The organism is Polaromonas sp. 39-63-25, from assembly GCF_002278925.1.
Classification (GTDB): Bacteria; Pseudomonadota; Gammaproteobacteria; order Burkholderiales; family Burkholderiaceae_C; genus Polaromonas.
The window spans coordinates 185,414-198,154 of record NZ_NCJH01000001.1; the positions used below are offsets into that span (position 1 = coordinate 185,414).

14 protein-coding genes are annotated in these 12,741 nt (G+C 64.8%); 2 read left to right on the forward strand and 12 right to left on the reverse strand.

Features of this window, described 5'->3' with window-relative positions:
* Window positions 1–81: 81 nt before the first annotated feature.
* Together msbA and B7X65_RS00895 are read left to right on the forward strand one after the other, a co-directional pair.
* Window positions 82–1,836: a lipid A export permease/ATP-binding protein MsbA gene (gene msbA / locus B7X65_RS00890; RefSeq protein ID WP_293592439.1), complete on the forward strand. Its 1,755-nt coding sequence runs from the start codon at window positions 82–84 to the stop codon at window positions 1,834–1,836.
* Complete coding sequence (locus B7X65_RS00895) at window positions 1,833–2,705, forward strand: glycosyltransferase (RefSeq protein ID WP_293592109.1); 873 nt, start codon at window positions 1,833–1,835, stop codon at window positions 2,703–2,705. The genes msbA and B7X65_RS00895 overlap by 4 nt, the downstream gene beginning before the upstream one ends.
* Before the next feature lie 18 nt (window positions 2,706–2,723).
* Here the strand turns inward: B7X65_RS00895 and B7X65_RS00900 are convergent, their stop codons facing one another.
* The 12 genes from B7X65_RS00900 to B7X65_RS00955 all read right to left on the reverse strand — a co-directional run bounded on the left by B7X65_RS00900 (window position 2,724) and on the right by B7X65_RS00955 (window position 12,735).
* Window positions 2,724–3,908: a glycosyltransferase family 4 protein gene (locus B7X65_RS00900; protein ID WP_293592110.1), complete on the reverse strand. Its 1,185-nt coding sequence runs from the start codon at window positions 3,906–3,908 to the stop codon at window positions 2,724–2,726.
* The gene (locus B7X65_RS00905) at window positions 3,905–4,654 is read right to left on the reverse strand and encodes a polysaccharide deacetylase family protein (protein ID WP_293592111.1); all 750 of its coding nucleotides are present in this window, start codon (window positions 4,652–4,654) and stop codon (window positions 3,905–3,907) included. Before B7X65_RS00905 ends, B7X65_RS00900 begins: the two co-directional genes overlap by 4 nt.
* A 20-nt stretch (window positions 4,655–4,674) precedes the next feature.
* A complete protein-coding gene (gene rng, locus B7X65_RS00910) occupies window positions 4,675–6,156 on the reverse strand; it encodes a ribonuclease G (protein WP_293592112.1) in 1,482 nt (493 codons plus the stop codon).
* Window positions 6,157–6,179: 23 nt separating this feature from the next.
* Window positions 6,180–6,782 carry a nucleoside triphosphate pyrophosphatase gene (locus B7X65_RS00915; protein WP_293592113.1) on the reverse strand — a complete coding sequence of 201 codons (603 nt, stop codon included), beginning with the start codon at window positions 6,780–6,782 and terminating at the stop codon, window positions 6,180–6,182.
* 134 nt (window positions 6,783–6,916) lie between these two features.
* Window positions 6,917–7,384: a 23S rRNA (pseudouridine(1915)-N(3))-methyltransferase RlmH gene (rlmH, locus tag B7X65_RS00920; RefSeq protein WP_293592114.1), complete on the reverse strand. Its 468-nt coding sequence runs from the start codon at window positions 7,382–7,384 to the stop codon at window positions 6,917–6,919.
* Complete coding sequence (gene rsfS, locus B7X65_RS00925) at window positions 7,381–8,175, reverse strand: ribosome silencing factor (protein WP_293592115.1); 795 nt, start codon at window positions 8,173–8,175, stop codon at window positions 7,381–7,383. Before rsfS ends, rlmH begins: the two co-directional genes overlap by 4 nt.
* A 35-nt stretch (window positions 8,176–8,210) precedes the next feature.
* Entirely contained in the window at window positions 8,211–8,843 is a 633-nt protein-coding gene (nadD, locus tag B7X65_RS00930) for a nicotinate (nicotinamide) nucleotide adenylyltransferase (protein WP_293592116.1), read from the reverse strand.
* Window positions 8,840–9,751: an oxygen-dependent coproporphyrinogen oxidase gene (gene hemF, locus B7X65_RS00935; RefSeq protein WP_293592117.1), complete on the reverse strand. Its 912-nt coding sequence runs from the start codon at window positions 9,749–9,751 to the stop codon at window positions 8,840–8,842. The genes nadD and hemF overlap by 4 nt, the downstream gene beginning before the upstream one ends.
* A 5-nt stretch (window positions 9,752–9,756) precedes the next feature.
* A complete protein-coding gene (locus B7X65_RS00940; RefSeq protein WP_293592118.1) occupies window positions 9,757–10,395 on the reverse strand; it encodes a 1-acyl-sn-glycerol-3-phosphate acyltransferase in 639 nt (212 codons plus the stop codon).
* 5 nt (window positions 10,396–10,400) lie between these two features.
* Entirely contained in the window at window positions 10,401–11,720 is a 1,320-nt protein-coding gene (gene purD, locus B7X65_RS00945; RefSeq protein WP_293592119.1) for a phosphoribosylamine--glycine ligase, read from the reverse strand.
* Window positions 11,717–12,007: a hypothetical protein gene (locus B7X65_RS00950; protein ID WP_293592120.1), complete on the reverse strand. Its 291-nt coding sequence runs from the start codon at window positions 12,005–12,007 to the stop codon at window positions 11,717–11,719. Before B7X65_RS00950 ends, purD begins: the two co-directional genes overlap by 4 nt.
* Window positions 12,008–12,009: 2 nt before the next feature.
* Window positions 12,010–12,735 carry a YebC/PmpR family DNA-binding transcriptional regulator gene (locus B7X65_RS00955; protein ID WP_293592121.1) on the reverse strand — a complete coding sequence of 242 codons (726 nt, stop codon included), beginning with the start codon at window positions 12,733–12,735 and terminating at the stop codon, window positions 12,010–12,012.
* Window positions 12,736–12,741 lie beyond the last annotated feature (6 nt).

The following is a 12,741-nucleotide window of genomic DNA, read 5'->3' on the forward strand; positions in this document are numbered from 1 at the left end:
GGCCGGCGACGAGGTTCCGGTTTGACGACCGGCCCCGAGCAGACCGCCGCTGCCGCCACGGGTGCGGTGTCACCGGCACCCATCGGCCAGCGCCTGCGCCGCATCTGGCCTTATTTCAGCCAGTCACCGAGCGCCTGGGCCATCGCCGTTGGTGCCACCGTGGTGGCTTCCGCCACCGAGCCGCTGGTGCCCGCCCTGTTGCAGCCCCTGCTGGACAAAGGTTTCCGCAAGGGGGGCATCGATATCTGGATGGTTCCCGTGTCGCTGCTGCTGCTCTTCGGCGTGCGCGGCTTCGCGGGTTTTCTTGCGCAAATTGCGCTGGCCAAGGTCACCAACATCGGCTTGCTGGAATTGCGCAAGGCCATGTTCCGCAAGCTGATGACCGCCCGTCTGGACCTTTTTTCGAACCAGTCCGCCAGTGCGCTGGCCAACACCGTGGTCTACGAGGTGCAAAACGGCTCGTCCATGCTGGTCAACTCGTTGATGGGCCTGGCCCGGGACACCCTGACCCTGCTGGCGCTGTCCAGTTACCTGCTTTACCTGAACTGGCGGCTGACCCTGATTGTCACGCTGCTGATTCCGGCCATTGCCTGGGTCATGCGTGTGCTCTCCAGCCGCCTCTACAAACTCACCAAGGCCAGCCAGGCGGCCACCGACTCGCTGGCTTATGTGGTGGAGGAAAACGTGCTGGCGCACCGCGATGTCCGGCTGCATGCGGCGCAGGAGAGCCAGGCCACGCGTTTTGCGCAGCTCAGCGATGCCTTGCGGCGCCTGTCCATGAAATCGGTGGTGGCCTCAGCGGCCATGACCCCGGCCACGCAGATGCTGGCGGCGGCGGCCCTGTCGGCCGTCATTTCTGTCGCCCTGCTGCAAAGCTCCACCGACACCACCTCTGTCGGCTCGTTTGTGGCTTTTGTGACCGCCATGCTGATGCTGGTGGCACCGATCAAGCACCTGTCGGAGGTCGCCAGCCCGATCACACGCGGCCTGGCGGCGCTGGAACGCGGACTGGACCTGATGGAGAAAACGCCTGACGAGCCAGGTGGCGATTTTTCGAAACCGAGGGCGGAAGGGAAGATCAGTTTCATCAATGCGCGTGTGGCCTACAACGACGATGGCGCGCCCGCGGTGGACGCGCTGAACCTGACCATCACCCCCGGCGAAACCGTGGCCCTGGTCGGTGCTTCAGGTGCGGGCAAGACCACACTCGTCAATCTGCTGCCGCGTTTTGTCGAGCCCACCTCCGGAAGCATCGAGCTCGACGGCCATGAACTGCGTGAATGGCAGATCGACGCATTGCGCGGCCAGTTCGCTCTGGTCAGCCAGCACGTGGTGATGCTCAACGACACCGTGGCCGCCAATGTGGCGCTGGGCATGGCGATGGACAGGGACAAGGTGCTGGTCTGCCTGAAGGCTGCCAACCTGGAACGTTTTGTGGCCGAGCTGCCGCGGGGCGTGGACACGCTGGTGGGCCACAACGCCACGCAGCTGTCGGGCGGCCAGCGCCAGCGCCTGGCGATCGCCCGCGCCCTGTACAAGGACGCGCCGGTGCTCATTCTGGACGAAGCCACCTCGGCGCTGGACACGGAATCCGAGCGCGCGGTGCAGGAAGCGCTGCAGCGGCTGATGCGCAACCGCACCACGCTGGTCATTGCGCACCGCCTCTCCACGGTCCAGCACGCCAGCCGCATCGTGGTGATGGATGCCGGCCGAATCATCGAAACCGGCACACACGCCGAACTCATTGAACGCGACGGCCCCTATTCCCGCCTCTACAAGCTCGGGCTGTACGACGCCGATCTATCGCAAAGTCCCCCCGTGGCGCAACTTTCATGACAATTTCCATCAGTGGTTTCACCTTCATCCGCAACGGCGTCGAGCTGGGCTTCCCGTTTGAAGCCTCGATCCGCTCCCTGTTGCCGCTGGTCGACGAATTCGTCGTCGCGGTGGGCCGCGGCAACGACGAAACGCTGGCGCGCGTGCTGGCGATTGGCGACCCGAAAATCCGCGTGATCGAAACCGTCTGGAACGAACGCATGGCCGACCGCGGCTTTGTTTACGCGCAACAGAAGATGATTGCGCAGTATTCCTGCACCGGCGACTGGGCCTTCTACCTCGAGGGCGACGAGGTGGTTCACGAGGAGGACCTGGCCGCGATCCGCGCCAGCGTCGAGAAGCACCATGGCAACCCGGCGGTGGAAGCGCTGGTCTTTGATTACCACCACTTTTACGGCTCCGCACAGTGGGTCTCGGTCAGCCCCGGCTGGTACCGCCGCGAGTGCCGGCTGATCAGGAACACCATCCGCTCCTACGCGCCCGACGGCCAGTACTGGCTGGTGACCACCGAGCACAAGCGACCGCGCAACCCGCAGGCGGCACTGGCCAACGCCCACATCTACCACTACGGCTGGATTCGCCGCAATGAGGACATGCAGAAAAAGCTCGACCAGGTCAGCAAGTACTGGGCCGACTCAACGACCATGCAGATCAAGTACAGCCAGTTCGATGCGCGCGCCCTGGAAGCTTTCAAGGGAACCCACCCGAAAGTCGTGCAGGAATGGCTGCTCACGGGCGCCGAGCAGGACCTGCAGATCGACCCGGCTTACCAGCCGACCCGCAAGGAAAACAAATACCACCTGATGCGCAGAATCGAGTTGCTCACCGGGCGGGACTTTAGCCGAAAACACTTCAAGCTGGTGGCCTGAGGGCCTGAACGCAGTTTGTCAGCGCTGCTCCGCGGCCAGCGTGGCGAAATACACCGCTTCCTGCTGGCGCGCAATCGCCGGCCACTGGTAGCGGCTTGCAAACGCCCTCGCCTGGCTACCCAACTGCTGTCGCAGCACCTCGTCGCCGAGCACTTGCTGGAGGGTGCCGGCCAGTTTCGCAGCATCCTGCGGATTGTCCAGCAGCAGCGCATCGGCGCCATGGCTGAGCAGGCTTGAAATACCGCAATACGCCGCACTGCTGACCACCACGGGCAGGCCGTGCGCCATGGCCTCCAGGACCACCATGGCAAACGTATCCTCCAGCGTCGGGTGCACCAGGCAGTCCGCGGCGCGGTACGCAGGCGCCACGTCCTGCAGCGAACCGAGGAAAAACACGCGCCCGGCCACGCCCTCCGCCTGCGCCTGCCGTTCAAACACCGGGATCTGCCCCGGGTTGCCCACCACCGCCAGCACCACGTCCGCCGGCAGGTCGCGCAGCACCCGCAGCAGCGTCCCCAGGCCCTTTTTGCGGTAGTCATTTCCCACAAGCAGCAGACAGCGTCCCTTGGGCGGCAGGCCCAGCTGCATGCGGGCCGCACCTTGTTCCGGCGCACCGGCGGGTGCCGCGGGCAACACCACCCCCGGTGTGATCACGGTGGTGACGGCCAGCGTGCCGGGGTAGGTCGCGGCCAGAGTGTCGCCCAGGCTGGCCGACGTCACCACCACGCAGCGCCCGCCCCGGGCCGCGACACGCAGGCGCTCCAGCCCCAGGTAGGTCAACAGGCGCGGGCTGCTCCAGACCTTGGCCCAAGCCAGCACGCGCCGCCAGCCGGTCCGGCCATGAAACAGGTTGTATTTCACCGGCAGCACATGCACGGTCTGCACCTGGCCCTGCCAGGTGTTTTCATGGGAGTGAACAATGTCGAAACCCCGGCGCGTGGCCCACCAGGTGGCGGTCGCGTACCAGAGCTGGTTCACCCAGCGCGGCTTGCGCAGCGGCATGGAAACGGGGTGGTAAATCACGCCCGGCGCGTGGTGCCTGATCTGCTGCGCAAACACATGGATCTCGTGGCGCTGCGCGAGCTGTTCCACCAGCGCAATCGAATACCGCTCCGCCCCACCCCCGGCCGGGTCAAAAACACGGTTCAGCACCGCAATACGCAGCCTGCGTGGCGCCTCAGGCTGAACGGATGAGCCGCTCACCTGCGGTCCCGGTCTTCGTAGGCCGTCGCCACCTTGAGCCAGAACACCGCCAGACTGGTGGAACGCACGACGGGCACCCGCGGCAACTCCATCAGGTCGTTCCGGGCGGAGCTGCGGCCACGCTGCGTCGTAGTGACGGTCTGGAACCCGGCCTGGCGAGCCATGGCCACGTGCTGCGGCGCGTATTCACCGAAGGGATAACAAAAATGCCGCACGGAGGTGGCCAGCAGCCCTTCGAGTGCTGCCCTGTCCCCGGTCATTTCATCGAGCGCGGTGGGGTCGTCGCTTTGCAGCAGACGCGCGTGGTTTTGCGTGTGTGATCCGACCTCCTGGCCCCCGGCCACCCACAGGCGCAACTCGTCCGCCGTCATCAGCGGCACCTGCGCCATGCCTATGCCCTGGTCCCACTCGTTGGTCTTGCCCAGCAGCCCGCTGACGGCATAACAGGTCGATGAAAACCCCTGACGCTGCAGCACCGGCAGCGCGTGGGTCAGGTTGTTGCGGTAACCATCGTCAAAGGTGATGCCCACCACCTTGCCGGTTTTTTCACCGCGCAGATAGGGCAGCAGCGCGCTCATCGACAACCCCTGGTAGCCCAGCAGCTTCAGCAGGGCCATCTGGCGCGAAAAGGAGACCGGCGAAACGTAGAGGCTGCGGAAAGGCGCACCTTTGGGCGGCGCTTCGCTGATCTGGTGGTAGACCAGAATCGGTATCGGGCGCTGGGGGCTGGCGGGCGTGGCGGGCATGCAGGACAGGAGGCAGTGCTTCAGAGCAGGACGATATCGTACTGTTCCTGCGCCATGGCGGCTTCGGACTGCAGCGAGATCGGCTTGCCGATGAAGTCGCTCAGGCCCGCCAGGTGCTGGCTTTCCTCGTCGAGAAACAGCTCGATCACCTTGGGCGAGGCAATCACCCTGAACTCCCGGGGATTGAACTGGCGCGCCTCGCGCAGGATCTCGCGCAGGATGTCGTAACCGACGCTGCGCGCCGTCTTGACCACGCCCTTGCCCATGCAGGCGCTGCACGGTTCGCACAGCTGGTGCGCCAGCGACTCGCGCGTGCGCTTGCGCGTCATCTCGAGCAGGCCCAGCGCCGAAAAGCCGTTGACGCTGGTCTTGATGCGGTCGCGCGCGAGCTGCTTCTGGAACTCCGCCAGCACGGCGTCGCGGTGGCTGTCACGCAGCATGTCGATGAAGTCGACGATCACGATGCCGCCCAGGTTGCGCAGGCGCAGCTGCCGCGCAATCGCCTGCGAGGCTTCCAGGTTGGTCTTGAAAATCGTGTCGTCAAAATTGCGCGCACCGACAAAACCGCCGGTGTTGACGTCCACCGTGGTCAGCGCCTCGGTCTGGTCGATGATCAGGTAGCCGCCCGACTTCAGGTCCACCCGCCGGCCCAGCGCCTTGGCAATTTCCTCGTCGATGTTGAAGAGATCAAAAATCGGGCGCTCGCCGCTGTGCAGCTGCAGCCGCTGCAGGGTCGCCGGCATGAACTCCGTGGCGAACTGCCTGAGTTTGTCGAACTGCTCGCGTGAGTCGATGCGTATGCTCTGCGTGGTTTCCACCACCATGTCGCGCAGCACGCGCTGCAGCAGGTTCAGATCCTGGTGCAGCACCGAGGTTGGCGGCAAACGTAGCGCGGCGTCCTTGATGCGGGCCCAGGTCTTGCGCAGGTAGGCGATATCCTCACCGAGCTCCGCATCGGTGGCGTCCTCGCCATTGGTGCGCAGGATGAAGCCGCCGCCCATGTCGCCGGTCAGGGCCTGCAGGCGCTGGCGCAAGTCCTCGCGCTGTGCGGCGGGAATTTTTTGCGACACGCCGATGTGGTTGTCCTGCGGCAAAAACACCAGCAGCCGGCCGGCGATGCTGACCTGCGCGGTCAGCCTCGCGCCCTTGGTGCCAATCGGTTCCTTGAGCACCTGCACCATCAGCGACTGGCCTACAAACAGCTGTTTTTCAATTGGCTGCAGTGCTGCCGCGGGGGTAGCCGCGTTGTCGGCATCGGCATGCCGGCTGTTGATGCTGCTCATCAAATCCGCCACATGCAAAAACGCGGCGCGTTCCAGGCCGATGTCGATGAAGGCCGACTGCATGCCCGGCAGCACCCGGACCACCTTGCCGAGGTAGACATTGCCGACCAGGCCGCGCTCCAGCGTGCGCTCGACATGCAGCTCCTGCACCGCCCCGTACTCGACCATGGCCACACGGGTTTCCTGGGGCGACCAGTTGATCAGGATGTCTTGTTGCATGGTGTCTTCTTGTGGGGCGCTTTTTATATTTTCAGGCCTGCGGCTTGCAGCAGCAGCGCGGTTTCATGCAGCGGCAGGCCCATGATGCCGGAATAACTGCCGCTCATGTGCGAGATGAACATCGCCACCCTGCCCTGGATGGCGTAGGCACCGGCCTTGCCCAGCGGCTCGCCGGTGGCGACGTAGGCGCGGATCTGGGCCCGGCTCATGGGCGTAAAAGTCACCCGTGACACGCTTAGCGCCTGAACCCGCTTGCGGCCCTGCTGCACCGCCACCGCCGTCAGCACCCGGTGGGTTCGTCCGGCCAGTTCAGCCAGCATGCTTTCGGCATGGGCGGCATCGTCAGGTTTGCCATAGATGCGGCGCCCCATCGCCACCGTGGTGTCGGAACACAAAATCGGTGCCGGCGGCAAACCGCGCTGTTTCAGGCGCGCCACGGCGGCGTCAAGCTTGAGCTGCGTGACGCGCTGGACATAAGCGGTCGGCGCCTCGCCAGCCAGCACCACCTCGAGCGCCTCGCTGTCTTCGCCGGCGTCAGGCAGCAGCAGTTCGCAGGACACGCCCAGCTGCTCCAGCAGCTGGCGGCGGCGCGGGCTTTGAGACGCAAGGTAAATGAAGTCGTTCATGTTTGAAGTCCTGAGGCAAGCCACATCCCCGATTCAGCCCAGCGGGGGCCGCGGGTCCGGCTCCGCCGGCCCGCAGGCGCAGCGCCCCCCCGGGGGGCAGAGAGTTACACGCAGTGAACGAACGTGGGGGCCCATTATTCCCTGTGATAGGGGTGGTTGACCGTGATGCTCCAGGCGCGGTAGAGCTGCTCGATGAGCAGCACACGCACCATGGCATGCGGCAAGGTCAGGTCCGACAGGCGCAGGCGCTCGTGGGCGGCCTGCTTGAACGCGGGGTCCAGCCCGTCCGGGCCGCCGATGACGATGGCCACGTCATCGCCGCCCAGTTGCCAGCCCGTCAGCCTGGCCGACAGCGCCACCGTGGTCACGGCAGTGCCGCGCTCGTCCAGCGCGATGATGCGTGTGCCTTTGGGAATCACGGCTTCAATACGCTGGCGTTCGGCCGCCAGCAGGTTTTCGAGGGTCTTGGAGGCGCGCGGCTCGGTCTTGACAGCCTTGAGTTCGACCTTGAGTTCAGGCGGAAAACGCTTGGCGTAGTCGTCGTAGGCGGTTTGCGCCCAATCGGGCACTTTCTGCCCGACGGCGACAATCGTCAGCCTCATTTGCTCCGGGTCGTGGTTTTCTTCGCAGCGGGTTTCCTGGCAGTCGTCTTGGCTGCTGCTTTTGCAACCGTTTTCTTCGCCGCGACTTTTTTGGCGACTGGAATCTTGACGATCGGTGTTTTTGCCGGCGCCTTTTTCACCGCCGCTTTGGCAGTCGATTTGGCAGCCGCCTTGACAGGCTTGGCCGCAGGCTCCGCAGCCGGTGCCGCGGCATTGCGCTTGGCGGTCCAGTCGGTCATCTTGCCGACGCGGCCCACGTAAGTGCCGTCATCGGTCCGGGCAACCACTTTTCTGGCGGCAGGTTTGGCCGCAGCCTTGCCCGACGATTTTGCACCAGCGCGCGACCTGGCAGGCTTGGGCGCTTCCTCGACGTCGGGCTTGGACGCCTTGACCAGCGGTGCCGGTGCGCCGAGCTTGAGCTTGACGGGTTTGTCGCCCCACAGTTCTTCGAGGTGGTAATACTGGCGAATCGTCGGCTGCATGATGTGCGCCACGGCGGCGCCGCAATCCACAATGATCCACTCGCCGTTTTCCTCACCCTCGATGCGCGGCTTGGCAAAACCGGCGTCACGCACGGCATCACGGACACTGGCGGCCAGTGCCTTGGTCTGCCGGTTGGAGCTGCCCGAGGCGATGATCACGCGCTCGAACAGCGAGGTGATGTGCTCCGTGTCGAACACCTGGATGTCTGCCGCCTTCACATCTTCCAGCCCATCGATGATGGCTCGCTGCAGTTTCTGGACGTCTTTTTTCGCAGCGGTGCTGGCGGTGTTGGCAGGGGTGGAAGTCATGCAGTGGTTTGCTTCAATGAGTGAGTGGACGGGAATTACGGGGAAATGTAGAGATGATGGCGCTCAATATAACGCGCAACCGGCTCCGGAACCAAGTGGGTCCAGCCCTGCGGGCTGGCGCTGCCTGAACTGATTTGCCGCCGGATGTCGGTGGCACTGACGGGCATCAGGGGCATTTTGAGGGTCAAAACCGCGTGCCTGGCCTGATTTTCAGGGTCAAAACCAGCACCAGTGCTTGTCGAACCGGCGCGGTTTGCTATACAAATTATAGCTATTTCCAGAATCGCCTGCCAGCGGTGCCATGTCTTCAGGGCGGCGAACTGGTCGTTACCAATGACCAGGTAGAGCTGGGCACCGGGGTTTTCGGCCTGCAGGGCCTCCAGCGTGTCGATGGTGAAACTGGGGCCGGCACGCCGGATTTCCCGGTCGTCGACCACCACCCGGTCCAGCCCGGCAAACGCCAGCCGGGCCATGGCCAGCCGGTGTTCGGGCGCGCTGAGCGTTCGGGTCTTGTGCCAGGCCTGGCCGGTCGGAATGATGTGCAGCGCATCCAGCGCGAGCTGCGCCGTTGCAGCCTCTGCCAGCGCCACGTGAGCCAAATGCGGCGGGTCAAACGCGCCGCCAAAAATGCCGATACGTTTTGCGCCTGTTGACGGCTCAGCACTCAAAGCCAGTCCCGCCTGACCAGAAATTCTGTGGTCAGCCGCGCCTCGGCCGAGCCGGCTTCGACAGGACGCTGGTAAGACCAGGCGGCCAGCGGCGGCATCGACATCAGGATGGACTCGGTGCGCCCGCCCGACTGCAGGCCAAAGTGGGTGCCGCGGTCCCAGACCAGGTTGAACTCCACATAACGGCCGCGGCGATACAGCTGGAAATCGCGCTCGCGCTCGCCGTAAGCCATGTCCTTGCGGCGCTCGACAATGGGCAGGTAGGCGGCCAGGAAGGCGTCGCCGACCGAACGCATCATCGCCAGGCTGCCCTCGAAGCCGAGTTCCTGGAAATCGTCGAAAAACACGCCGCCTATGCCGCGCTGCTCGTCGCGGTGCTTCAGGTAGAAATACTCGTCGCACCAGGTCTTGAAGCGCGGGTACTTGTCCTCGCCAAACGGGCCCAGGGCGTCCTTGCAGGTCTGGTGGAAATGCACCGCATCCTCCTCAAACCCGTAATACGGCGTCAAATCCATGCCGCCGCCGAACCAGTAGGCCGTCGGGCCCGAGGCCGGAGTCGCCGCGATCATGCGCACATTCATGTGCACGGTAGGCACATAGGGGTTGCGCGGGTGAAACACCAGCGACACACCCATGGCCTCGAAGGGCGCGCCGGACAGCTCGGGCCGGTGCTGCGTGGCCGAAGGTGGCAGCCTGGGGCCGCGCACATGCGAGAAGCCGCAGCCGGCGCGTTCAAACACCCTGCCCTGCTCCAGGATCCGGGTGATGCCGTCGCCCTGCAGCGTTTCGCCGGGGTCCTTGTGCCAGGGGTCGGCCACAAAGGGCTGGCCGTCGAGTGCGGCGACGGTGCTGATGATGCGCTCCTGCAACTCCAGCAAGTAGCTGCGGACATGGGAAGAATCGGTCATGGTGGTCATTTCACGATGGTATCGGCCTGGGGCAGGCCTGAATTGATCAAACGCACGGGGGCCGCGGCGCCGGCCCGAAAGCCGCGGAAGTCCTGCAGGGACTTGGCCATGCGCTCCAGGTCGCGGTCTTCATCGCCGGTCAGCCGCACAAAATCGCGAAAGACCAGGCGTTTGCGTGAATAGTCGAGTCCGGCCAGGCCCACCGGCACATCGGCTTCCAGCGCCAGCCGGTAAAACCCGCTGCGCCAGCCTGCGGTAAGCCGGCGTGTTCCTTCCGGCGACAGGGCCAGCCAGAAGTACTGCCCGTCGGCCTTTTGCTGTTTCATCATGGCCGTCATCTGCCCGACCACGCCCTGGGGTGCCGAGCGCCTGACAGGCACGCCGCCCAGCCAGCGCAGCCACGATCCGAACAGCGGAATGAGAAACAGCGTGTCCTTGCCCCAGAACTGCACCGGAATGCCGACCGCCCACTTGAGCAGCACGGCGATGGGGAAATCCCAGTTCGAGGTGTGCGGGTACACCACAATCACGCCCTGCAGCGTCGGCAGGCCGGCAAAATCCACGCGCCAGCCGAGGGCCCTGACCACCGCCCGGGCCAGCCCGCTCCCCTGGAACTGCACGGGATGCGGCGGCTGGAAATCCATGCCCATCAGGACTTGATGGCCCGGAATCCGATGTCCCTGCGGTACTGGGCGCCGTCGAAATGAATCGCCTGCGTTGCCTCGTAGGCCAGGTGCTGGGCCTCGCGCACGGAGCTGGCCAGCGCCGTGACACACAACACACGACCGCCGGAGGTCACCACACCGGCCTTGATACCGCCCGCAGCCGTCGCGGTGCCGGCATGGAACACCACCACATCTTCCGGCGCCTCGGACGGATGCACCACCGGCAGACCGGTGATCAGGTCGCCCTTGCGGGGCTGTAGCGGGTAGCCGTGCGCGGCCATGACCACGCCCAGCGCCACGCGGCGGTCCCATTCCAGCTCCACCTCGTCGAGCCTGCCCGAGGTGGCCGCCATCATGACCTCGAACAGGTCGGACTTGAGCCGCATCATGATGGGCTGGGTCTCGGGGTCGCCCATGCGGCAGTTGAACTCCAGCGTCTTGACCTTGCCGTCGGCGGAGATCATCAGGCCGGCGTACAGAAAGCCGGTGAAGGGAATGCCGTCTTTTTCCATGCCCCTGATGGTCGGCAGGATGATCTCGCGCATGGCGCGGGCATGCACCGTGGGCGTGACCACCGGCGCCGGCGAATACGCCCCCATACCGCCGGTGTTGGGGCCCTGGTCGGCGTCCAGCAGGCGTTTGTGGTCCTGGCTGGTGGCCATGGCGGCCACGTTCTTGCCGTCGCACATCACGATGAAACTGGCTTCCTCGCCCTGCAAAAACTCCTCGATCACGACACGCGCGCCGCCGGCGTTGTGCGTGACGCCCAGCGGGTTGAAGCTCGGGTCGGGGGCCAGCATGAACTCGATGGCTTCATGCGCCTCGTGCAGGCTCATGGCCACCACCACGCCCTTGCCCGCGGCCAGGCCGTCGGCCTTGACCACAATCGGCGCGCCCTTTTCGTCCACATAGGCATGGGCCGCCGTGGCGTCGGTGAAGGTTTCGTACTCGGCCGTCGGAATGCCGTGGCGCTTCATGAAGGCCTTGGAAAAGGCCTTCGAGCTTTCCAGTTGCGCGGCGGCTTTGGTCGGACCGAACACCCGCAGGCCGTGCGCACGGAATTCGTCGACGATGCCGGCGGCCAGCGGCTGCTCCGGGCCGACCACCGTCAGTACTATCTTTTCTGTAGCTGCCCACGCCCGCAGCGCCTGCACATCCGTGATATTGATGTTCTCAAGGCGAGGGTCCAGCGCGGTGCCCCCGTTGCCCGGCGCGACGTAGACCGCCTGCACCTTGGGGGACTGGGCCAGTTTCCAGGCCAGCGCGTGCTCACGGCCGCCGCCGCCAATAACAAGAACTTTCACGGGAGGTTCAATCTAAAAAACAGCAGGTAGCTGAGGTAAATAATAAGAAGCAGAACGATGCCGAAGATGACCTTGACCGCCGCCTTGCTGCGGCGCTGGAGTTCCAGGGCCTGGTCGTTCACGGTGCCGGCCTTCACGATGTTGGCGCGGGTATCCTCCACCAGCGACTTCTGCATCGTCAGCGATTCCTTCTGCAGCGCGATGGCTTCCGCGCGCAGCCGGTTACCCTCCTGCAGCAGTTGCTCGATGCGGGCCAGCCGCTCTGACGAATCCGTAGGGCCGTCCATGGTCATGTGTCGAGTGAGGCGTTGTGAAACACGTCCTGCGTGTCGTCCAGGTCTTCCAGCACGTCCAGCAATTTCTGCATCTTCTGGCCCTCGGCCCCCGTGAGCTCGATGGTGTTGTCGGCGCGCATGGTCACTTCGGCCACTTCCGGCACCAAACCGGCCGCTTCGAGCGCGTTCTTGACAGCTTCGAACGCCGTGTAGGGCGTCAGCACCTCGATGGCGCCGTCCTCGTCGGTGATCACGTCGTCGGCGCCGGCTTCCAGCGCCACTTCCATGATCTTGTCTTCGTCGCTGCCCGGGGCAAAAATCAGCTGGCCGCAGTGCTTGAACTGGAAAGCCACCGAACCCTCGGTGCCCATGTTGCCGCCGTATTTGGAGAAGGCGTGGCGCACCTCGGCCACGGTGCGCACCTTGTTGTCGGTCATGCAGTCCACGATGATGGCTGCGCCGCCTATGCCGTAGCCCTCATACCGGACTTCCTCGTAATGCACGCCTTCCAGGCTGCCGGTTGCCTTGGCAATACCGTATTTGACGTTTTCGTTGGGCATGTTGGCCGCCTTGGCCTTTTCCACCGCCAGGCGCAGGCGCGGGTTGGTGTTCAAGTCGCCGCCGCCCATGCGGGCCGCGACCATGATCTCGCGCATGACACGGGTCCAGACACGCTGACGCTTCTCGTCCTGGCGACCCTTGCGGTGCTGAATATTCGCCCATTTACTGTGACCAGCCACGGAAAT